A 20,084-nucleotide genomic window follows, 5' to 3' on the forward strand; every position below is an offset into this window, starting at 1 on the left:
CATCCGGTCAGATCGGCTTCCGTGCCGTCACGACCAGCCCGGCGACGGGAAGACCACGTTCCTGCCGCAACTCCTCGTGCTCGATCCCGGCCACCGCCAGGCCGGACTGGACGAGCACCGCCCGCACGTAATCCTCGCGGTGGCTGTAGCGGCCATGCGGGTTCAGCCTCACCTCGCCGGCTGCCATCTCCTCCTCCAGCGTGAAGGCGAGGACGCCGCCCGGCCGGAGCGCCTGTGCGGCGGCGGCCAGCACGGTCTCCAGCGCCCCGAAATAGCAGAGGGTGTCGGCAGAGACGACGAGGTCGTACCGGCCCGGCTGACGCAGGAGGAAGGCCGTCAGCTCCTCATGGGCGAGTTCGTCGTAGATCTCGCGCGCCCTCGCGCCGTCCAGCATCTTCGACGACAGATCGACGCCCTCCAGCCGGGACGCGTATGGCTTGAGCAGGGGGCCGCAGAGCCCCGTGCCGCAGCCCGCGTCCAGGATGGAGAGATTGCCCGCCGGCTCTCCGCATGCCCGCGCGACGGCCTCAGACACCAGGGCGGGCGCCCGGTAGCCGAGCTTCGCCAGCTTGGTATCGAAACTCGCGGCAAACCCGTCGAACATCGTCTCGACATAGACGTCGTCGGCGCGCCCGGGGACGTTCTCGCCCGAGACGGCAGCCAGGAGATGGCGCGCGGTCGCGCTGCCCGGCTCGTCCGCGAGCCAGGCCTCCAGGATGTCCTTGGCCTTCGCCAGTTCACCCGTCGCCGCATAGGCGGCGGCAAGGAGCCGGCGCGTATCGGCGTTGCGCGGCTGTAGCTCCATCGCGCGCACGTGGCAGCCGATCGCCTCCTGGACGCGCCCGCGTCCGGTGAGGAGGCGGCCGAGATTGTCGTAGGCCTCGCGATGGCCGGCATCGACCGCGATGGCGCGCCGGTAGCAGGCTTCGGCCTCGTCGAGGCGCCCGAGCGTCCTCAGGGCGACGCCGCGGTTGCTGAGGGCGTCGGCATGATCCGGCTGGATCCGAACGGCCTCGGCATAGGCCTTTTCGGCCTCGCCGTGCCGGTTCTGCTCGTTGAGGACGTTTCCCAGATTGTTGTGCATGCCGGCATCGTCGGGCTGCTGCACGATGGCCCTGCGGATGAGTTCGACTGCCGTATCGGACCGGCCGGTGTGATGGTGGAGCAGGCCGTAGAAGTGGAGCGCCGGCGGATAATCCGGTGCCGCCGCCAGGATGCGGCCATAGACGGCCTCCGCCGTCCGGAGGTCGCCGGACCGGTGCGCCCTCACCGCGATGTCGAGCGCCTCCTCGATCGTGACGGCCTGCTCGCCGTCCTGAGCCCCGGTGCCGGCAGCCTGCTGCATGATGCATCCCGCGATACTGCGACCGGCCGATCATAGACTCAGGCGCGGGTGTTGCACCACGAGCCTTGTGGCGGTCCCGTCGCGTCTCTAAGTCCCCACGGATCCTCAGAAAGAGAGCCTGATGACGGTAGCCTTCTGGGCCGGCACCTTCTGTCTCGCCGCAACCCTCGTGAACTTCGTCAGCCTCCTCGTCGCGACCATCCGGATCAAGGGTCCGCGCGCGCCGCTGCCGGTCCCCCCCGATCCGCCGCCGGTCTCCATCGTCCGGCCCGTCTGCGGGATCGAGCGCTTCAGCCAGCAGACGCTGCGCTCGGGGTTCGAGCTCGACTACCCGAATTACGAGCTGATCTTCTGCGTCGCATCCTCGTCCGACCCGATCATCCCGATCGTGCAGAAGCTCATGGCCGCGTATCCGGCCATCCCCTCCCAGCTCGTCATCGGGGAAGAGCGCATCAGCGAAAATCCGAAGCTGAACAATTGCGTGCGCGGCTGGGACGAGGCCCAGCACGAATGGGTGATCCTCGCGGACTCGAACGTGCTGATGCCGCGCGACTACGTCCAGCGGCTGCAGGCCTCATGGCGGCCCGATACGGGCCTCGTCTGCTCGACCCCCGCCGGCTCGCATCCGGACGGCTTCTGGGCGGAGGTGGAATGCGCCTTCCTGAACAGCCTGCAGGCCCGGTGGCAATATGCGGGTGAGGCCCTGGGCTTCGGCTTCGCGCAGGGCAAGAGCATGCTGTGGCGCAAGAGCATCCTGGACAGCCGCGGCGGCATCCGGGCTCTCGCCGCCGAGATCGCCGAGGATGCGGCGGCAACCAAGCTCGTCCGCAAGGCCGGCCTGCATGTCCATCTGGTCGATGCGCCCTTCCAGCAGCCGCTCGGGCGCCGGACCGCGTCCGAGGTCTGGTACCGCCAGCTGCGCTGGGCGAGGCTGCGGCGCGTGACCTTCCCGCTGTTCTTCGCGCCGGAGATCTCCTCCGGGGCCTTCCTTCCGATGATTGCCGGCGGGGTGTGGGCGGCAGGTTACGGCGCGAGCGTGCCCCTTGCCGTGCTCGGGGTCGCGCTCGCCTGGTACCTGCCCGAGTTCGCGATCAGCCGCCTGAAAGGGTGGCCTCTCTCCTGGCGTTCCCCCTTCATCTTCCTCGTGCGCGACGCGATGCTGCTGCCGATGTGGGCCTATGCCTGGGTGGCCGTCCGGATCGAGTGGCGCGGCAACGCCATGGCGGTCAGGACGAAGGCCGCGGAGCTGCGCGCCGGCGCCAGCGCCAACTAGGCCGACGCGGGCTGGCCGGGCCGCGCCTCCCGGCGCGGCGAAGTCCCCGGCGCGACGTCTCAGCTATGGAGCGATTTCGGCGCTCCCGCCTCGCTGCCCTTCTTCTTGGGCTTGCGGCTCTCGGTCTTCTCGCTCTCGGGCGCTTCGGATCGGGGCGACAGCATGGCCTCGGCGGCCTCCGTGATCAGGCCCGCGATCGCGCCCCCGGGTCCGTCGCCGGCTCCGCCCTCCCTGCCCTTCTGAGCTGGGCGAGCCGTGCCTTCCTGGGCCTGGGCAGCCGACGCGACGGCCTTCCCGGCCAGCACGGATGCCGCGGCGGTCGCCGCCGCCATGATCGCGTCCGCCAGGAGCTGCCGACCGGCCTGGCTTCCCACCAGGGTTTCGAGAACGCCCGATTTCCGCAATCCCTTCGGGATCTTGATCCCCGCCACCGTCTTCGGGAGCTTCGTCTTTGAGCCTTTTGCCATCTCGAACTCCACTCTGATCTGGCTTGACGCCCGGCCGCGCCGATCGTTCCGGGCCAAGGTGCCGCGCGCGGCGTGGCTTCAGGCGGCCTTCGCCGGTGCCGCCGGATCGCCCCAGACCTCCCGGGCGACATCCACGATCATCCGGAGCTTGGACCATTGCTCGTCCTCGGCGAGGGTGTTCCCCTCCTCCGTGGAGGCGAAGCCGCATTGGGGCGAAAGGCAGAGCTGGTCGAGATCGGCGAACTTGCTCGCCTCCTCGATCCGGCGCTTCACGTCCTCGGGCTTCTCGAGCTGGCCGGTCTTGGAGGTCACCAGCCCGAGGACGACCGTCTTGCCCTTCGGCAGGAAACGGAGAGGCTCGAACCCGCCGGCCCGGTCTGTGTCCCATTCCATGAAATAGCCGTCGACCGGCATCGCGTTGAACAGGAGGTCGGCGATCGGCTCGTAGCCGCCCGAGGCGATGAAGGTGGAGCGGAAATTGCCGCGGCAGAGATGCATGGTCACGGTGAGATCCGCCGGCTTGTCCTGCAGCGCCCGGCGGACCATCCCGGCATAGATCTCGCCCTGCTTCTCCGGATCGTCGCCGCGATCTGCCAGCATCTTCCGCTGCTCGGGATCGCACAGATAGGCGAAGGAAATGTCGTCGAGCTGCAGATAGCGGCAGCCGGCATCGTAGAACGCCTTCACGGCCTTGGCGTAGGCGGCGCCGAGATCGGCGTAATATTCGTCCATGTCCGGATAGAGCCCGGCATTGATCATCTGCCGGCCGCTCCGGTAGTGCAGCATGCTGGGGCCGGGGATGGTCATCTTGGGCGTCCGGGTCGTGTTCTCCTTCACGAACCGGAAATGCTCGATCATCGGGTGGCTGGTGAAGCCGATCTTGCCGACGACCCGCAGGCCCTTGGGCGTGAGCTGGATGCCCTTGAACTGGACGCCCTGGTCCAGCCAGACGCCCTGCACGCCGTCCAGATGCTCCAGGAAGTCGTAATGCCAGAAGGCGCGCCGGAACTCGCCGTCGGTGACCGCCTGCAGGCCGACCTCTTCCTGCTTGCGGATGACCTTGCGGATCTCCTCGTCCTCGATCGCCGTCAGGGCCGCCTGATCGATCTTGCCGGCCCCGTGTTTCTCCCGGGCTTCCTTCAGGCGGGCGGGCCGCAGGAGGCTTCCGACCATGTCGGCGCGATAAGGGGGGCGTTGACGCATCAAGGTCGTCTCTCCGTCACCGCCAGGGCGACTGTCCGGCTGCCCGGCGTGGATCGGTCATAATCCCGCGCCCCGCTGCTGGGAAGCGGATGCCGGGACGCCCGCATCGGCCGGACGGACCGGTTCAGCCGCCGCTCGGGGCGGGTCCTTGCGACGACGCGAGGCGCTGCCCGGTCTCGAGCAGGCACATGTCGATGATGCTGCGGATCATGTCCTCGCCGGCCTCGGCGGCCGCCGCCCGTGCGAGCAGCAGGTGGTCGGCAATGGCTTCCAGCGCCGAGTTGGGCCGGCCCGGCGACCCCGATGAGGGCGGATTATAGAGGCCGACCCTGCCCTGCGCCTTCTCCGGCACGGGAGGGGCGGTTTCCGAGTGCGATCCGAGGAACCCCAGGAACCGGCCGTCCTGCCGCGAGAACGAGGGCATCGCGCCGCTCGTGACCCAGATGTGGTCGCCCGCAGCGTCGCGCACCCGGAGCTGCATGGTGAAGGCGGCGGCCGCCCTGCTGGCTTCCGTGAGGGTGTTCCGCGCGGTGTCGCGATCGGCCGGGTGGATCATCTCGAGCCACCCCCAGCCCTCGGCCTTGTCCCGGGGCTGCCCCGTCAGCGCCGTCCATTCCGGGCTGACGAAGGTTGCATGCCCTTCCGCATCACTTGCCCAAATCATCGAGACGCCACGTCAGAAGCACGGACCACGGACCAACGCAGCGCGCCGAATCCGCCCCATATAGAACGGAGTTCTTGCGACGACTATTCCAGATCGGCAAAGGCTATTTAGGCGTAGTCTCTTTCAGCGCACCCCTGGAGGGAATGACAGCCGCGGCAACGTCTTCTCAATACTCAGGGGGAGCTAGCCATCGGGCGGATCGCAGATGCGAGTACGGCCGGGATCCCGCGATCCCGGCCGCTTCCAGTCTCGGATGGGGCGCGCCCCCGCGCCCCAGCTGCTCGGATCGCGAGGCTCACATCTTCTTGTAAGCGTCGATGATCGCCTGGCCGGGCGCGCCGGCCTTCTTGGTCCAGTCGGCCGTGAGTTGGTCGCCGATCTTGCGCATGTCGGTGGCGAGCTTCTCGGAGGGCGGCTGCACCTTCATGCCGCGCGACTTGAGCTGGTCGAGATACCAGCCGGCCTTCTCCTCCCAGGCCTTCCAGCCGCGCGCCTCGGCGGTCTCGGCAGCCTTCAGGATCGCGTCCTGCGTCGGCTTGTCGAGCCCGTCGAAGGCGGCCTTGTTCACGAAGGTCAGGTTCTTCGGGATCCAGGCCTGCACGTCGTAGAAGTGGGTCAGCGATTCCCAGATCTTGGCGTCGTAGCCGGTGCCGCCGGAGGTCATGAGGGCGTTGATCACGCCGGTCGCCAAGGCCTGCGGCAGCTCGGCCGCCTGCACGGTCACGGCCTGGGCGCCGACGAGCTCGCCGATGCGCGCGGTGCCGACATTGTAGGAGCGCCACTTGAGGCCCTTCATGTCGTCGACCGAGTTGATGTCCTTCTTCGAATAGATGCCCTGCGGGGCCCACGGCACGGCGAAGAGGAGCTTGAGACCCTGGCTCGCGAGCTTCGTCTCGACGGCCGCCTTCTGGGCCGCCCAAAGCTTCTTCGCCTCGGGGAACGAGGTCGCCACGAAGGGGACGACGTCGAGGCCGAAGATCGGATCCTCGTTCTCGTGGATGGAGATCAGCACCTCGCCCATCTGCGCCTGGCCGGTCTGGACGGCGCGCTTGATCTCCGGAGCCTTGAACAGCGAGGCGTTGGCGTGGACCGTAATCTGGAGCTTGCCCCCGGTCGCATCCGCCACGTCCTTCACGAAGGCGGACAGGTTCTCGGTGTGGGGATTATCGGTCGGATAGGCGTTGGGGAGGTTCCACTTGGTCTGCGCGCTCGCGGGCAGCGCCGCAAGCAGGCCAACGGACAAACCGAAGACGACTGCTTTCAATCTCATCTACGTTCCCTCTGTTGCTATTGATGCAAGTTCCGGGTCTCACGCAGGAAAAGCAAGTCTCGGCAGGATCATCACAATGTCCGGGAAGATCGTGATGATCGCGACGGCCACGACGAGCAGGAAGAAGAACGGAAGCGAGGCGAGCGCGACGAAGTTCGAGTCCTTGCCGGACATGGTCTGGAGGACGAAGAGGTTGAACCCGACGGGCGGGGACACCTCCGCCATCTCCACGACGAGGACGAGAAAGATTCCGAACCAGACCGGATCGAACCCGGCCGACTTGATCATCGGGATGACGACGGTCGTCGTCAGGACGATCATGGACAGGCCGTCCAGCGCCGTGCCGAGGATGATGTACATCACGGTCAGCGCCGCCACGAGCGCGTAGGGCGACAAGTGCAGGCCGTCGACCCAGGTCGCGAGCGCGGCCGGGATGCCCGTATAGGCCATCGAGGTCGACATGAAGGACGCGCCCGCGAGGATCAGCATGATCATGCAGGTCACCCGGACGGTGCCCATCACAGATAGCCAGAACGCCTGCCAGGACAGGCTTCCGGACCACCAGGCGATCCCGACCGAGGCGACGACGCCCCAGGCGGCGCATTCCGTCGCCGTCGCCCAGCCGAACAGGAGCGCGGCGAAGATCAGGGCGATCAGCAGCGAGACCGGGATGAGGTTGGCCGATTCCTTCAGCTTGTGCCGGAAGGTGGAGGGCGGCTCGGGCGGCGGCGCCTTATCCGGGTTCGCCATCGACCAGATCGCGATGTAGCCGGAATAGAGCACCATCACGAGGAGGCCCGGCAGGAAGCCGGCCAGGAAGACCTGGATGATGGAGACGTTGGCGGCGACCGCGTAGACCACCATGGTGATCGAGGGCGGTATCAGGATGCCGAGCGTGCCGGCGCCGGCCAGCGAGCCGAGCGCGAGCTTCTCGTCGTAGCCCCGCTTCTTCAATTCCGGCAGCGCGATCTTGGCGACGGTCGCGCAGGTCGCGGCCGATGACCCCGAGACCGAGCCGAAGATGCCGCAGGCGAGCACGTTCACGTGCATGAGCCGGCCGGGGATCCGGTTCAGCCAGGGGGCGAGCCCGCGGAACATCTCCTCCGACAGCCGCGTCCGGAACAGGATCTCGCCCATCCAGATGAAGAGCGGCAGGGCCGCCAGCGTCCAGGAGGCGGAATTGCCCCAAATGGTGGTCGCCAGGACCGAGCCCGCCGGGATACCGCCGGCCACGAACTGCATCCCCACCCAGCCGCAGGCGAGCAGCGCGATCGCGATCCATACGCCCCCGGCGAGCAGGCCGAGGAGGAAGAGGAGCAGGAGCCCCGAGATTTCGATCATCGCCATGGTCAGACCGCACTTTCCATCGCGCGCTCGATGACCTCGTCGGCGCTCTGCGGCGGCGGCTTCTCGTAGCGGGGCATTCCGCCGGCCGCGACATGGACGAGCTCGTCCACGAAGGCGACGAGCAGGATGGCAAGGCCGCCGGAGAATCCGAGCTGCGGGATCCAGAGCGGAACCGCGACGACGCCCGTCGAGGTGTCGCTGAACTCCCACGACTGCCAGGTCATGACGGCCGCATACCAGGCGAAGTAGCCGACGAAGCCGGTGCCGATCAGCAGCGAGAACATCTCGAAGAACCAGCGGGTCCGACCCTTCAGGCGGTCGATGAGAAGCCCGACCCGGATCATGTCGCCGTGCTTGAAGGTGTGGGCGAGGCCGAGAAAGGCCATCGCGGCCATGCACCAGGATGCGAAATCGTCGCCGGCCGGGATGTTGAAGCCCACCTCGCGCCCGAGCGACAGGCCCATCATCAGGAGGAGGATCGCGATCAGGAAGAGGCCGGCGAGCCAGCCAGCCAGAAGATAGAGCCCGTCCAGCAGCCGCCGGACCGGGCCCGCCTCGCGAGGTGTCTGTGCTTGCATCATGGCGGCGCCCTATGTGGCGAAATGCGAGCGCTGGGCCCAGCCGGTCATGGAGCGCTCGACCAGGACGGTCGCGACGTACATGACGACGCCCATCACGGCGAGGACGATCAGGGCCGCCCAGACGAGCGGTACCTCGAAGGCGGCCGAGGCGCGGGTCAAGAGGTTTCCGAGACCGACGTTGGAGGCGTTCTGCTCGCCGATGACGGATCCGACATAGGCGAGCGTGATGGCGACCTTCAGCGAGCCGAAGAAATAGGGCATCGCGCGCGGCACGCCGACCTTCACGATGATGTCCCGCTTCGAGGCGCCGAGCGCCCGCAGCACATCCTCCGTCTCCGGCTCGATGGTCGAGATCCCGGTCGCGACGTTCACGACGATGGGGAAGAACGAGATCAGGAAGGCAGTCAGAACGGGCGGAAGCCACCCCACCCCGAACCAGAAGACGAGGATCGGCACCACGGCGACCTTCGGGATCGAATTGAAGCCGACGAGCAGCGGGTAGGTCCCGGCATTGATGAGGCGTGAGGCGCCGAACAGCATGCCGAGCAGGAGGCCCGCGCCGGTCGCCAGGAGGAAGCCGGCCAGCGTCATCCAGAGCGTGTGCGCGGCGTGGAAGGCGAGCTGGCTCCGGTATTCCCAGACGGCCGACAGGATCGTGCTCGGCGCCGGGAGGACGAAGGCCGAGATGCCGAAGAGGCGGCACGCCAGCTCCCACAGGACGAAGAAGCCGAGCGTGAACAGCCACGGCGCGAGCGCGAGGGTGGCGTCGGAGCGTGAGAGGGCAGCTTTCCTCACGCGGCGGCCATCCGGGCCTGGGCGATATGCGCCCGGAGCTCGTGGACGATCTCGGAGAAGGCGGGCGTATAGGTCACTTCGAGGTCCCGCGGACGGGGAATGTCGACCTCCCGCTCGGTGACGATCCGGCCGGGCCTCGCGCTCATGCAGAAGATCCTGTCCGCCAGGAACACGGCCTCGCGCAGGTCATGGGTGACGAGCACGACCGTGAAGCGCTGCTCGGCGTGGAGGTCGCGGATCACGCACCAGAGCTCCTCGCGCGTGAAGGCGTCGAGCGCCCCGAAGGGCTCGTCCAGCATCAGGAGCTTCGGCTCGTGGATCAGCGCCCGGCAGAGCGAAGCGCGCTGCTGCATCCCGCCGGAGAGTTCCCAGGGATACTTGGCCCCCTGCCCGGCGAGGCCCACCTGCGCGAGCAGCCGTTCGGCCTTCTCGACATATTCGGCCTTGTGCCGGCGGATGCGGGAGCGGTGCGGCTCGACGATCTCGAGCGGGAGCAGCAGGTTGTCGAGCGTCGTCCGCCAGGGCAGCATGGTGGGATTCTGGAACGCCATTCCGGCGAGCTTCACGGGCGCGCGGACCTCCTGCCCGGCCACGATCGTCGTACCCGTGCGCGGGAATTGCAGCCCCGTGGCGAGCTTCATCAGGGTGGACTTGCCGCAGCCGGACGGGCCGACCACGGCCGCGAACTCGCCTTCGCGGACCGCGAGGTTCAGGTCCTGCACGGCAGGACTTCCGCCGGGCGCCCCGCCATAGACATGCGTGACGTCCCGGATCTCGATGAAGGGGGTCACCTTCGTGGTGCCGTCACATCACCTTCCTGTCCGCCGGCGGAGGCAGGAACGCGTCGTTGAAGACGTCCTCGGGCTTCGGCTTGTTCTTGTACGTGAAGGTCAGGCCGATCTGATCGAGCGCGCGCTCGAACCGCGCCTTGTCGATGCCGCCGATGCCGTTCGCCTTCACCCAGGGCGTCAGGATGTTCTGGTCGAGGATCATCTTCAGCCGCTCGAGCTCGACATCCTTCTTGGCGACGTCGTTGCGCTTGATCACGCTGTCAACGGCCGCGCTCGGATTGGCGACGGTGTCGCGTGTGCCCTTGGCGATGGCGCGGAGCAGGCCCTTCACGGCCTCCGGCTTCTCGGCCGCGAATTTCGGCGAGACCATGATGGCGTTGCCGTAGAGCTCCACCCCGTGGTCGGACATGAGCAGGACGACGATGTCGTCGGCCGGAACGCCGCGCGACTTCAGGTTGATGTAGGACGACATGGAGAAGCCGAACACGGCGTCGACCTCGCCCTGCGCGAGAAGCGGCTCGCGCACCGGGAAGCCGACATTCTCGAACCGCATGCCGGCATCGTCGATCTTGTTGACGGCCTTGAGGATCGGCCATTGGGCATAGGCCCCGTCCGCGGCGGGCGCGCCGAACTTCTTGCCCTTGAGGCTCGCGAGATCCGGCGTGATGCCGCGGCTCTTCCGGCCGATGATCGCGAAGGGCGGCCGGTCATAGAGGATCATGACGGCCTTCAGGTCCGTCCCGGGATTCTCGTCGCGGAACTTGACCAGCGAATTGATGTCGCCGAAGCCGGCATCGTAGGTGCCCGAGGCGACGCGGGAGATCGGCTCGCGCGAGCCCGCGGCCGGGTCGATCGTGACGTCCAGGCCCTCCGCCTTGAAGTAGCCCTTGTCGAGAGCGACCGCGAAGGGCGCGGCCGGTCCTTCCCACCGCCAGTCCAGCGACAGCCTGACGGGCGTCTGCGCCTGCGCGGCGCCGGCCAGGGCCGTGAGAGCGGCGCCGAGGCACGCGGCCAGGAACCGGGCGCCGCGCGGCCGGCGGGGATGGGGTGAAGCTTCGATCATCGGACGCCCTGTCAGGGCCGGCGCGGGCCGGCCACCCGAGGGCCTTCTTGGCGGGCCCTCGCCCGGATGTAAGCAGAAGACGTGCCGGACCAGAAGAGGTCGCGCGCGAGGGCGCGGCGGTTGTCCCGCGGCAACCTTCCGCGCGGCCGGCCTCGCGCGGCAGGCCGGCACCGGGCAGCCCCGAAGCGAGGCATTAACCGAGCCGTAGCAACCCTTCGTTCATCACGTTCGGGACGTCGGAACGCGCCCGTGTCGGAGGTACTCGCGTGCAGAAGAAGGCCCAGCTCGCAGCGGCCGAGATCCGGAAGATCGTGAAGGCACAGCTCGACGATTGCCACCGGGCCATCAAGGCGGGGACACGCTCCATCGCGCTCTACGAGCTGGAGGATGCGAGCCGGAAGCTCAAGCAGATCGCGGACGTCCTGGAGAAGTAGGGCCCGCCCGCTCACCCGGTCGGCAGCGGGGCATCGATCGTGCAGACCACGCCCGTCTGCCGGAAGGCCACTTTCACGTCTCCCTCCAGCTCCTGAGCCAGGCTCCGTTCGATCAGGCGCGTGCCGAAGCCGCGCCGGGAGGGCGGCTTCACGTCCGGCCCGCCGCTTTCCTCCCAGCGCAGATGGAGGCGGGGCGAAGGCGAGGCTGGATCGACGCGCCACTCCACGGTGATCGACCCGGTGTGATTGCTGAGGGCGCCGTACTTCACGGCATTGGTCGCCAGCTCCTGCAGCGCCATGGCGACGGCGAGCGCCGTGCGGGGAATGAGGCGCACCTCGGGACCGCGCTGGACGAAGCGGTCGGCACCATGGGCCCGGTACGGCTCGAGCGCCTGAGCGACGATCTCGTGCAGGCTGGCGCCGTCCCAGTTCTCCCGCGTCAGGACGTCGTGCGCGCGCGACAGCGCCAGCAGCCGGCTTTCGAAGGATTCCCGGGCAGCCTCGAGCGATCCGGCATTCCGCATCGTCTGCCCGGCGACGGACTGGACGGTGGCGAGCGTGTTCTTCACGCGGTGGTTGAGCTCGTGGATGAGGAGCGTCTGGTGCTCCTCGGCGCGCTTCACGTCCGTGATGTCGACGGCGCAGCCCGTGTAGCCCAGGAAGGCGTGGCTGTCCGACGTGCGCGGGACGCCTTCACAGCGCAGCCAGCGCACATTGCCTCCGCGGGCCACCACGCGCACCTCGGCCCTGAACTGGGCCTGCTTGTGGAAGGCGTCGCGCATGATCGCGCGGAACCGCTCGAGATCCGCGGGATCGACGACGTTCATCCAGCCGTCGCCATGCATCGCCCGGTTGGGACGGCCGAGCACGTGGTCGAAATGGAGGTTGGCGAAGGTCACCTTGCCCCGCTCGTCCGTCATCCAGATCAGGGCCGGGGCGCTGTCGGCCATGTGCCGGAAACGCGCCTCGCTCTCCCGGAGGGCGGCTTCCGCCCGGGCGCGGACGACGGCATCCCAGGTCCGTCGGGCGACGTCCTCCGTCAGCCCGACATCGAACGCCGTCCAGCGGCGCGGCCCCGGCTCATGGACGAACAGGAGGGCCGCGAGATCCTCGTCGCGATAGAGCGGAACCGCGATGAGGGAGCGGCAGCCGATGCTGTCCCAGTTCGCCCAGGCGCTCTCGCCGGGAACGCGCGGGTCCGAGCGGCAATCCTCGACGACGACCGTCTGGCCAGCCCGCACAACGGCCGCCAGATCGGGGCCGAGGGAATCCAGGACGCGCGTCTCGCCGGCGAGGCTGGCGACGTCGGAATTGCCGACCCAATCCCGCTCGACTGCGAGCACGGCCCCGCCCTCGATGATCTCGCCGTAGCCGACGCGGGAGGCCCGGAGTTCCCGGCCGAGAGCTTCGGCCGCCGTCCGCGTGATCTCGATGGGATCCGTGATCGACCGGAGCGCATCGTCCAGCGCGATCCGGAAGCTGGCGCGGCGCTCGTTGAACACCTCGCTCGTCGTCTCCGTGCAGGCGCAGAACATGCCCGCGACCTGGCCGCTCTCGTCCCGAACGGGCGAATAGGAGAAGGTGTAGTAGGTCTGCTCCGGATAGCCCTTGCGGAGCATCACGAGGGGCAGGTCCTCCGACCAGGTCGCCTCGCCCTTCAGCGCCGCCTCGACGAGGGGCGAGATGTCGTCCCAGATCTCCGGCCACACGTCCCGGAACGGCCGGCCCATCGCGTCGGGATGCTTCGTCCCCAGAATGGGCCGGTAGGCATCGTTGTAGAGGAAGGCGAGCTCCGGCCCCCAGGCGAGGAACATGGGGAAGCGGGAGTGGATCATCAGGTCGACGATCGTGCGAAGGGAGGCGGGCCATGTCCCGGGCTCCCCCAGGGGGAGTTCCGACCAGTTCCGACCGCCAAGGTCGGCCTGTGCCTCCTCAGGCGCCTGCGGCCGGTCCGTGTCCTCGAGCTGCCGCAGCTTCGCCGACATACCCTGATCGTTCGATGATCCCACGGCAGAGCACTGCCCTGCCTCTGCACAGGTTCCAAGTACGGGAGCGACCAAGGGTTACGAAATTACAAGATCGCGAGGGAGAACGCCTCTCCCTCAGTCTCGTAACGTACAAAGCTGTTCCAGCGTTCCGGCGCCGTGCCGACGGGGTGTCAGATGCCGGCGCCCTGGTCGTTGAAGAGGTGCTCGATGATGCGGCCCTCCAGGGCTGCGAGGTCCGGGTCTCCGCGGCGGCGCGGCCGGGGGACGTCCACGGGAAGGTCGAGCGCGATGCGGCCTGCATCGATGACCAGGATGCGATCCGCCATCGCGACCGCCTCGCCCACGTCGTGCGTCACCAGGACGGCGGAGAAGCGCTGCTCGCGCCAGATCTGCTCGATGAGCCCCTGCATCTCGATCCGCGTGAGGGCATCGAGCGCGCCGAGCGGCTCGTCGAGCGCCAGGAACCGCGGCTGGCTCACGAGCGCGCGGGCGAGCGCCACCCGCTGTTTCTGCCCGCCGGACAGGACGGAGGGCCATTCGCCGGCGCGATCCGCGAGCCCCACGGCATCGAGCGCCGCCAGGGCCCTCTCGCGCCGGGTCGCGGCCGGAACGGAGGGGTCGAGCCCGACCTCGACATTGGCGAGCACGCGCCCCCAGGGCAGGAGCCGGGGCTCTTGGAACATGAGGCGGGCGGCCCTGCGAGGGGCACTCTCCTCGCCGACGCGGATCGTTCCGGCCGTGGGCTCGTCGAGGTCGACGAGGAGACGCAGCAAGGTGGACTTGCCGCATCCCGACTTGCCGACGATGGCCACGAACTGCCCGGCCGGGATGTGGAGATCGAGCCCAGACAGCACCCGCTTCGGTCCGAAGGACTTCTCCAGGCCCCGGACCGTGATCGGCAGCCCTCCTGCCGGGCCGGCGGCGCGGCCGGGAGCGGTGCGGAGGCCGGCATCGGCCGGAAGGTCGGCCTGCCGCCGCAGAGCTTGAGCGAACATCCGCAGATCCTCACGATTTGGCCTGGAAGGCCGGGTGCCATTGCAGGGAGAGGCGCTCCAGCACCCGGGCGATCGTGTCGGCGAGCTTCCCGAGCAGCGCGTAGATGACGATGGACAGCACCACGACGTCGACCAGCAGGAACTCGCGCGCCTGCATGGCCATGTAGCCGATGCCCGAGGAGGCCGAGATCGTCTCCGCCACGATGAGCGTGAGCCACATGATGCCGAGGGCATAGCGCAGGCCGACGAAGATGGACGGCAGCGCGCCGGGCAGGATCACCTTCCAGAAGAGGCGCGAGGGCGACATGCCGTAGACGCGGCCCATTTCCACGAGCTGCGGATCGACGCCCCGGATCCCATGGAGGGTGTTGATGTAGATCGGGAAGAACACCCCGAGCGCGACCAGGAAGAGCTTCGCCTCCTCGTCGATCCCGAACCAGAGAATGACGAGCGGGATCATGGCGAGGTGCGGGACGTTGCGGATCATCTGCAACGTGGTGTCGGTCAGCTTCTCGGACAGGCTCGACAAGCCGTTCGCCAGGCCGAGCGCGAGCCCGATTCCGCCCCCCACCAGGAAGCCGGAGACGGCGCGGAGCGTCGAGACCCAGATGTTCTGCGCGAGTTCGCCCGAGCGGCCGAGCTTGACCGCCGCCGCGACGACGTCGGACGGGGCCGGCAGCACGTTCGGCGGAATGCCGCCGAGCCGGGAGGCGGCTTCCCACACGAGGATGAGCGCGACGGGCAGGAGCCAGCCGATCGCGCTGCCCGAGATGAAAGGCTTGAGGGTTTTCACGATGCCGCCGCGACCCTTGCCCGGCCATGCTGGCCGACCGTGAACTCGTTCGCCACCGCGGCGCCGAGCCGGCGCAGGCGGTTCTCGATCCCGAGTTCGGGAAACAGCAGTTCGGCGACCCGGTAGGCCTCCTCGAGATGCGGGTAGCCCGAGCCGATCACGGTATCGATGCCAACCGCCTGGTACTCGCGCAGGCGCTCCGCCACCTGCTCGGGCGTGCCGACGAGCGCGGTGCCGGCCCCGGTGCGGACGAGGCCGACGCCGGCCCAGAGATTCGGGCCTACGACGAGCTTGTCGCGGCGGCCACCATGCAGCTCCGCCATCCGCTTCTGCCCGACCGAATCCATCTGCTCGGCGAAGCGTTTCTGGGCCGCCTCGATCTGGGCATCGCTGATCCGGCTGATCAGCCGGTCCGCGGCCGCCCAGGCCTCCTCCTCCGTCTCGCGGACGATGAAGTGGAGCCGGATGCCGAAGCGCAGCTTGCGGCCGCGCGAGGCCGCCTTCTGCCGCGCGCGCTCCACCTTCTCGGCGACACCCGCGACCGGCTCGCCCCAGGTGAGGTAGGTGTCGACATGCTCGGCCGCGATCGCCTGGCCGGCATCGGAGGAGCCCCCGAACCAGAGCGGCGGGTGCGGCGCCTGGACGGGCGGAAAGTCGAGCCGGCCGCCCTGGACCCGGTAGTACTTGCCGTCGAAGTCGACATTCTCGCCGGAGAGGAGCCGGCGCCAGATGGTCAGGAACTCGTCGGCCTGCAGGTAGCGCTCGTCGTGGGGCAGGAACACGCCGTCACCGGCGAGTTCGACGGGATTGCCTCCGACCACGACGTTCAGGAGCAGTCGCCCGTTCGAGAGGCGGTCGAGCGCCGCCGTCTGCCGCGCGGCGAAGCTCGGCGTCACGACGCCGGGGCGCAGTGCGACGAGGAACTTCAGCCGCTCCGTGACGGTCGCGAGACCCGTCGCGGTGATCCAGGAATCCTCGCAGCTCTGCCCGGTGGGAAGCAGCACCCCCTCGTAGCCGAGCTGGTCGACCGCCTGGGCGATCTGCTTGAAATACGGGAACTCGGCCGGCCGCTGCTGCCGCTCGGACCCGAGATACGAGCCGTCGCCATGCGTCGGGATGAACCAGAAGAAACTGATCGGGTCGGCGCCGCCGCGCCGGAGAGCCGTCACGCTCATGGGATGTCTCCTGTCGTCCTGTGATCCTGTGCCGGTCAGCTCTGCGGGGCGGTCCAGACGATGTCGCGCACGGTCACGTGGCGCGGCACGATGCCGAGCTTGTGGAAGCTGTCCGCGATGGTCTGCTGGCTCTGGACCACGGCATCGGTGATCGGGCCGATCTCGATCTTCTGGCGGTCGACGGACGCCTTCTGCAGGTCCAGTTCGACCCGGGTCTCTTCCGAGAGCGCGGCGGCGAGCTTGTCCCGGTTCTGGGCAGCCCAGGCCGTGGTCTCGCCGAGCCCGGCGATCGCCGCCTTCAGCACCTCGGGATGCCGGGCCGCGAAGTCGCGATTGGCCAGGTAGAAGGAATACGAATCGAGGATCCCCTCGGTCGTCGTGAGGATGCGGGCGTTGTGGCGCCTCTCCGCGATGGCGAAATACGGGTCCCAGACGGCCCAGGCGTCCACGCTTCCGCGCGAGAAGGCGGCGACGGCATCGGCCGGGCTGAGGAAGGTCTGCTGCACGTCGGATGGCGCGAGGCCCGCCTTCGCGAGCGCCTGGACGACGAAGTTGTGCGAGCTGGAACCGCGCGCGAAGGCGAGTTTCTTGCCCTTCAGGTCCGCGAGCGTGCGGATCGGGCTGTCCTGCGGCAGAAGGATGGCGGATTGCGAGGCCGGCGTCGCGGCCGCGTAGACGACCTTTCCGCCGGCCACCTGGGCGAAGATCGGCGGCGTGTCGCCGACCTGTCCGAAATCGATCGAGCCGAGGCCGAGCGCCTCCATCATGGGCGGCCCGTACTGGAACTCGACCCACTTCACGCTCGGCACGCCGAGGGCCTTGAGGCGCGCCTCGATCGTGCCCTGCTGGCGGGCCACGACCAGGACGCCGCTCTTCTGGTAGCCGATCCGAAACTCGGACGGGGCGTTCGCGGCCCGGGAACGCGAGGCGGAGACGAGCGCCGGGGCTGCGAGCAGGCCGGCAAGGGCGGTTCGACGGTTCAGCATGGTCTGATCTCTCAGGCGGCTCGGGTCAGGGCCGCGTTGGGCGGAACGGGTCGGGCGAGCCTGGCGAGTTCGTCCGCCGCCTGGCTGACCCGCGCGAGGGTGACGGGATCGGACAGCTCGCCATCGCGAAAATCCTCGTCGCTGGCGTAGATCGCGGTGGGGACCGTGAGGGCCGAGAAGAAGCCGAACAACGGGCGCAGCTGGTGCTCGACGACGAGCGCGTGGCGCCTGCCGCCCCCGGTCGCGGCCAGGATCACCGGCACCCCGGCGAGGGCCTCGGCCCCGACGAAGTCGAACAGGTGCTTGAAGAGGCCGGAATAGGAGCCCTTGAAGACCGGGCTCCCGATCACGAGGGCATCGGCGTTCTCGATCGCCTCGAGGATGGCCCTCGCCCGATCGGGAAGATCCTGCCGCGAGAACGCCCCGAGACCCGGCCCGGCATCCACGAGGTCGTGCAACTCGAAACGCGCCGGGTGCTGGCGCGCAACCTCGCGCCCGATCCGCTCGACGAGAGCACGCGTTCGTGACGGCCGCCGCGTATTGCCCGCTATTCCAACCAGACGAACCATGTGCATCCAGGCATCCGTTCGATGGCGCGCATGACTCGCCAAACTGAAGCGAGCACAGATCGTCATCTTCTTCGCTCATCGATCGGATCGATCGACTTCACAGCAACATCTCTGCCGCGCTTGCTCCAAAATGTTCGTCTTCATCCCCCGCAAGTCAACGAGTATAAACAGGCTTTATTGCACCTCAGGCAGAGTGAACGATCTATGTCGGCGAGGGGCTCAGAGAAGATATTGCTGCAAGCTCACGGCGGTGACCGGGCGCATTCCCCTCGTTTCCGCGCCCGCACCGGGCAGCGGATCGTTCGTCAAACCGGACCTGGAGACCATCCCGCCCTGCGGCGGATCTCGTCGAACGCGCTCAGGATGGAGAACAAACTTCTCCCAGGGCTCGTTCTACAGAAAGAACGCTTGCTTGCAGGCTCAGAGCGACAAGGCTAAATCGCAGGAGAAGGCGCCGACCCGTTCCGGGGCGCTCACGAGGTCACATGGACCGGATCGATCGTGACATCCTGCGCATCCTGCAGGCAGACGCGAACGTGCCGATCGCGACGATCGCGGACAAGGTCGGACTGTCGCAGACGCCGTGCTGGAAGCGTATCCGCCGGCTCGAACAGACCGGCGTGATCGAGAAGCGCGTGGCGCTCGTGAACCCGGAGAAGATCGGACTCGGCATCACGGTCTTCGTGTCGATCCAGGCCCCGGACCACTCGGAGGAGTGGTTGTCGAACTTCGCCGAGAAGGTCGCGGCCATGCCCGAGGTCATGGAATTCTACCGGATGGCGGGCGACGTCGACTACATGCTGCGCGTGGTGGTGTCCGACATGGCCGCCTACGATGCGTTCTACAAGCGCCTCATCGGGACGGTGGCGCTGAAGAGCGTCACCTCCCGTTTCGCCATGGAGCGCATCAAGTCGGAGACCGCCTACGTCATCGCGCGATAGCGCCCGGTCCGCCCTGCCAGACATCAGCGGCAAGTTCGGCCCAATCCCGCTCGATCTCGGCGTCGGATGCAGGCGCGGGCTGCAACGTGGACAGGATTGCGATCGTGGAGGCGTGAGCCAGGTAGTCTCGATGCGCCACGGTCGCGGCAAGCAGCTCGTGCGACAGGTTGATCGCCCGCTTGAACCGCTCCAGCGTCTGATAATCATCGATGGTCGGCGCGAACGGCCGATAGTCAGGAGCCATTCCGATCCATCGCCTCGATGCGCTGGTTAGCCTGCCCGCCCCACTCCCGCTGTCCTTCCCGGGTTGCCCGGCTCCCCGGAGACACGCCGACGCGGGCCCGGGACTCTGCGAGCAGCTCATAGGAGCGCCGGATCACTTCTCTCGAGTGTTCGATGATGCGGGTATCGGAAGCAGGAAGGCTCTCGCGCCTTTCACGGAAGGACATGGATGTGCTCCGGGTCGCTGTAAGCGGGAGCACACGCCTCTCTCAGCCGCCGGCGCCTACGTTTCGGAATGCCAGCGATAGCGTCACTGTCTACGCCTTCAGAGTAGAACGCAACCTCGCTTCGCAAGGCGCGCAACCGACGGCGCCAAAGAAAAAGGCCGCCCCAAAGGGACGGCCTCGGATCTCGTTGCCGGGTGAACCGGATCAGCGCGAGTAGAACTCGACGACCAGGTTCGGTTCCATCTGGACCGGGTACGGCACCTCGCTGAGGCCCGGGACGCGGGTGAGGCGCGCCGTCATCTTGGAGTGGTCGACCTCGATGTAGTCGGGCACGTCGCGCTCGGCGAGCTGGCTCGCCACGACGACGATCTCGAGCTGCTTGGAGGCGTCCTTCACCTCGACCACGTCGCCGGCCTTCACGAGGAAGCTCGGGATGTTCACGCGGCGGCCATTCACCTTCACGTGGCCGTGGTTCACGAACTGGCGCGCGGCGAAGGGGGTCGGCACGAACTTGGAGCGGTAGACGACCGCGTCCAGGCGGCGCTCCAGGAGGCCGATCAGGTTCTCGCCCGAGTCGCCCTTCATCCGGATCGCCTCGCCGTAATAGCGGCGGAACTGCTTCTCGGTGATGTTGGCGTAGTAGCCCTTCAGCTTCTGCTTGGCGCGCAGCTGCGTGCCGAAGTCGGACATCTTGCCCTTGCGGCGCTGTCCGTGCTGGCCGGGGCCGTATTCGCGGCGATTGACGGGGCTCTTCGGGCGGCCCCAGATGTTCTGGCCCATGCGGCGATCGAGCTTGTGCTTCGCCGTAACTCGCTTCGACATCTCGTGTCCTTCTGTCGCGTTCGCTGTTTGAACGCGCCCTCCTCTTCCCTGGCCGGCCTTCAGGCCGGGGGGACGACAGATCCGGCTTTGCCGGGTCTCGGGTGCGCAAAAAAGCACGCGCGGTCCAGTGGGA

The 20,084-nt window shown here is 68.0% G+C and carries 21 protein-coding genes; 3 read left to right on the forward strand and 18 right to left on the reverse strand.

Translation table 11 applies throughout. From position 1 onward, the window contains the following. Nucleotides 1-7: 7 nt before the first annotated feature. Entirely contained in the window at nt 8-1,345 is a 1,338-nt protein-coding gene (locus ACO2SS_RS21190) for a tetratricopeptide repeat protein (protein ID WP_423279812.1), read from the reverse strand. A gap of 121 nt (nt 1,346-1,466) precedes the next feature. On the opposite strand from ACO2SS_RS21190, the gene ACO2SS_RS21195 reads away from it, so the two are divergent. After that, entirely contained in the window at nt 1,467-2,618 is a 1,152-nt protein-coding gene (locus ACO2SS_RS21195) for a ceramide glucosyltransferase (RefSeq protein ID WP_423279813.1), read from the forward strand. Between the two features lie 59 nt (nt 2,619-2,677). Here ACO2SS_RS21195 and ACO2SS_RS21200 read toward each other — a convergent pair whose 3' ends face one another. The 9 genes from ACO2SS_RS21200 to ACO2SS_RS21240 all read right to left on the reverse strand — a co-directional run bounded on the left by ACO2SS_RS21200 (nt 2,678) and on the right by ACO2SS_RS21240 (nt 10,799). Further along, nucleotides 2,678-3,085 (reverse strand): hypothetical protein, encoded by a 408-nt coding sequence (locus tag ACO2SS_RS21200; RefSeq protein ID WP_423279814.1) that lies wholly within the window; start codon nt 3,083-3,085, stop codon nt 2,678-2,680. 78 nt (nt 3,086-3,163) lie between these two features. Next, nucleotides 3,164-4,291, reverse strand: coding sequence for a 5-methyltetrahydropteroyltriglutamate--homocysteine S-methyltransferase (locus tag ACO2SS_RS21205; protein ID WP_423279815.1), 1,128 nt, complete (start codon nt 4,289-4,291; stop codon nt 3,164-3,166). A gap of 121 nt (nt 4,292-4,412) precedes the next feature. Next, on the reverse strand, nt 4,413-4,952 hold the full coding sequence (locus tag ACO2SS_RS21210; RefSeq protein WP_423279816.1) for a PAS domain-containing protein: 540 nt from the start codon (nt 4,950-4,952) through the stop codon (nt 4,413-4,415). Between the two features lie 295 nt (nt 4,953-5,247). Continuing rightward, nucleotides 5,248-6,222 carry a TRAP transporter substrate-binding protein gene (locus ACO2SS_RS21215; protein WP_423279817.1) on the reverse strand — a complete coding sequence of 325 codons (975 nt, stop codon included), beginning with the start codon at nt 6,220-6,222 and terminating at the stop codon, nt 5,248-5,250. Nucleotides 6,223-6,261: 39 nt separating this feature from the next. Continuing rightward, nucleotides 6,262-7,569: a TRAP transporter large permease gene (locus ACO2SS_RS21220; protein ID WP_423279818.1), complete on the reverse strand. Its 1,308-nt coding sequence runs from the start codon at nt 7,567-7,569 to the stop codon at nt 6,262-6,264. Nucleotides 7,570-7,571: 2 nt separating this feature from the next. Further along, the gene (locus tag ACO2SS_RS21225) at nt 7,572-8,150 is read right to left on the reverse strand and encodes a TRAP transporter small permease (protein ID WP_423279819.1); all 579 of its coding nucleotides are present in this window, start codon (nt 8,148-8,150) and stop codon (nt 7,572-7,574) included. A 9-nt stretch (nt 8,151-8,159) separates the two neighbouring features. After that, nucleotides 8,160-8,945 (reverse strand): ABC transporter permease, encoded by a 786-nt coding sequence (locus tag ACO2SS_RS21230; protein WP_423279820.1) that lies wholly within the window; start codon nt 8,943-8,945, stop codon nt 8,160-8,162. After that, nucleotides 8,942-9,736: an ABC transporter ATP-binding protein gene (locus ACO2SS_RS21235; protein WP_423279821.1), complete on the reverse strand. Its 795-nt coding sequence runs from the start codon at nt 9,734-9,736 to the stop codon at nt 8,942-8,944. The genes ACO2SS_RS21230 and ACO2SS_RS21235 overlap by 4 nt, the downstream gene beginning before the upstream one ends. Nucleotides 9,737-9,749: 13 nt before the next feature. Further along, nucleotides 9,750-10,799, reverse strand: coding sequence for an ABC transporter substrate-binding protein (locus ACO2SS_RS21240; protein WP_423279822.1), 1,050 nt, complete (start codon nt 10,797-10,799; stop codon nt 9,750-9,752). A 266-nt stretch (nt 10,800-11,065) separates the two neighbouring features. On the opposite strand from ACO2SS_RS21240, the gene ACO2SS_RS21245 reads away from it, so the two are divergent. Continuing rightward, complete coding sequence (locus ACO2SS_RS21245) at nt 11,066-11,233, forward strand: hypothetical protein (protein ID WP_423279823.1); 168 nt, start codon at nt 11,066-11,068, stop codon at nt 11,231-11,233. 11 nt (nt 11,234-11,244) lie between these two features. On the opposite strand, the gene ACO2SS_RS21250 is transcribed toward ACO2SS_RS21245, so the two are convergent. The 6 genes from ACO2SS_RS21250 to msuE form a co-directional block, all read right to left on the reverse strand. Beyond that, nucleotides 11,245-13,218 carry an HWE histidine kinase domain-containing protein gene (locus tag ACO2SS_RS21250; RefSeq protein WP_423279824.1) on the reverse strand — a complete coding sequence of 658 codons (1,974 nt, stop codon included), beginning with the start codon at nt 13,216-13,218 and terminating at the stop codon, nt 11,245-11,247. Nucleotides 13,219-13,391: 173 nt separating this feature from the next. Beyond that, nucleotides 13,392-14,216 carry an ATP-binding cassette domain-containing protein gene (locus ACO2SS_RS21255; RefSeq protein WP_423279825.1) on the reverse strand — a complete coding sequence of 275 codons (825 nt, stop codon included), beginning with the start codon at nt 14,214-14,216 and terminating at the stop codon, nt 13,392-13,394. Between the two features lie 10 nt (nt 14,217-14,226). After that, on the reverse strand, nt 14,227-15,009 hold the full coding sequence (ssuC, locus tag ACO2SS_RS21260) for an aliphatic sulfonate ABC transporter permease SsuC (RefSeq protein WP_423279826.1): 783 nt from the start codon (nt 15,007-15,009) through the stop codon (nt 14,227-14,229). After that, entirely contained in the window at nt 15,006-16,184 is a 1,179-nt protein-coding gene (gene ssuD / locus ACO2SS_RS21265; protein WP_423279827.1) for an FMNH2-dependent alkanesulfonate monooxygenase, read from the reverse strand. The genes ssuC and ssuD overlap by 4 nt, the downstream gene beginning before the upstream one ends. A gap of 35 nt (nt 16,185-16,219) precedes the next feature. Beyond that, nucleotides 16,220-17,170, reverse strand: a complete 951-nt coding sequence (locus ACO2SS_RS21270) for a sulfonate ABC transporter substrate-binding protein (RefSeq protein ID WP_423279828.1) — start codon at nt 17,168-17,170, stop codon at nt 16,220-16,222. A gap of 11 nt (nt 17,171-17,181) precedes the next feature. Then, on the reverse strand, nt 17,182-17,745 hold the full coding sequence (gene msuE / locus ACO2SS_RS21275) for an FMN reductase (RefSeq protein WP_423279829.1): 564 nt from the start codon (nt 17,743-17,745) through the stop codon (nt 17,182-17,184). Nucleotides 17,746-18,224: 479 nt separating this feature from the next. Here msuE and ACO2SS_RS21280 point away from each other — a divergent pair, with 479 nt between their 5' ends. Next, nucleotides 18,225-18,680, forward strand: a complete 456-nt coding sequence (locus ACO2SS_RS21280; protein WP_423279830.1) for an Lrp/AsnC family transcriptional regulator — start codon at nt 18,225-18,227, stop codon at nt 18,678-18,680. Here ACO2SS_RS21280 and ACO2SS_RS21285 read toward each other — a convergent pair. After that, nucleotides 18,667-18,924: a hypothetical protein gene (locus ACO2SS_RS21285; RefSeq protein ID WP_423279831.1), complete on the reverse strand. Its 258-nt coding sequence runs from the start codon at nt 18,922-18,924 to the stop codon at nt 18,667-18,669. The two genes, ACO2SS_RS21280 and ACO2SS_RS21285, sit on opposite strands and share 14 nt — an antisense overlap. 409 nt (nt 18,925-19,333) lie before the next feature. Beyond that, nucleotides 19,334-19,951 carry a 30S ribosomal protein S4 gene (gene rpsD, locus ACO2SS_RS21290; RefSeq protein WP_423279832.1) on the reverse strand — a complete coding sequence of 206 codons (618 nt, stop codon included), beginning with the start codon at nt 19,949-19,951 and terminating at the stop codon, nt 19,334-19,336. Nucleotides 19,952-20,084 lie beyond the last annotated feature (133 nt).

Source organism: Enterovirga sp. CN4-39, from assembly GCF_049446235.1.
Lineage (GTDB): Bacteria > Pseudomonadota > Alphaproteobacteria > Rhizobiales > Beijerinckiaceae > Enterovirga.

Coding starts and splice junctions, on each gene's coding strand:
- ACO2SS_RS21190 (WP_423279812.1), bottom strand. CDS start 1,345: ATGCAGCAGGCTGCCGGCACCGGGGCTCAGGACGGCGAGCAGGCCGTC.
- ACO2SS_RS21195 (WP_423279813.1), top strand. CDS start 1,467: ATGACGGTAGCCTTCTGGGCCGGCACCTTCTGTCTCGCCGCAACCCTC.
- ACO2SS_RS21200 (WP_423279814.1), bottom strand. CDS start 3,085: ATGGCAAAAGGCTCAAAGACGAAGCTCCCGAAGACGGTGGCGGGGATC.
- ACO2SS_RS21210 (WP_423279816.1), bottom strand. CDS start 4,952: ATGATTTGGGCAAGTGATGCGGAAGGGCATGCAACCTTCGTCAGCCCG.
- ACO2SS_RS21215 (WP_423279817.1), bottom strand. CDS start 6,222: ATGAGATTGAAAGCAGTCGTCTTCGGTTTGTCCGTTGGCCTGCTTGCG.
- ACO2SS_RS21220 (WP_423279818.1), bottom strand. CDS start 7,569: ATGGCGATGATCGAAATCTCGGGGCTCCTGCTCCTCTTCCTCCTCGGC.
- ACO2SS_RS21225 (WP_423279819.1), bottom strand. CDS start 8,150: ATGATGCAAGCACAGACACCTCGCGAGGCGGGCCCGGTCCGGCGGCTG.
- ACO2SS_RS21240 (WP_423279822.1), bottom strand. CDS start 10,799: ATGATCGAAGCTTCACCCCATCCCCGCCGGCCGCGCGGCGCCCGGTTC.
- ACO2SS_RS21250 (WP_423279824.1), bottom strand. CDS start 13,218: ATGTCGGCGAAGCTGCGGCAGCTCGAGGACACGGACCGGCCGCAGGCG.
- ACO2SS_RS21255 (WP_423279825.1), bottom strand. CDS start 14,216: ATGTTCGCTCAAGCTCTGCGGCGGCAGGCCGACCTTCCGGCCGATGCC.
- ssuD (WP_423279827.1), bottom strand. CDS start 16,184: ATGAGCGTGACGGCTCTCCGGCGCGGCGGCGCCGACCCGATCAGTTTC.
- ACO2SS_RS21270 (WP_423279828.1), bottom strand. CDS start 17,170: ATGCTGAACCGTCGAACCGCCCTTGCCGGCCTGCTCGCAGCCCCGGCG.
- msuE (WP_423279829.1), bottom strand. CDS start 17,745: ATGCACATGGTTCGTCTGGTTGGAATAGCGGGCAATACGCGGCGGCCG.
- ACO2SS_RS21280 (WP_423279830.1), top strand. CDS start 18,225: ATGGACCGGATCGATCGTGACATCCTGCGCATCCTGCAGGCAGACGCG.
- ACO2SS_RS21285 (WP_423279831.1), bottom strand. CDS start 18,924: ATGGCTCCTGACTATCGGCCGTTCGCGCCGACCATCGATGATTATCAG.
- rpsD (WP_423279832.1), bottom strand. CDS start 19,951: ATGTCGAAGCGAGTTACGGCGAAGCACAAGCTCGATCGCCGCATGGGC.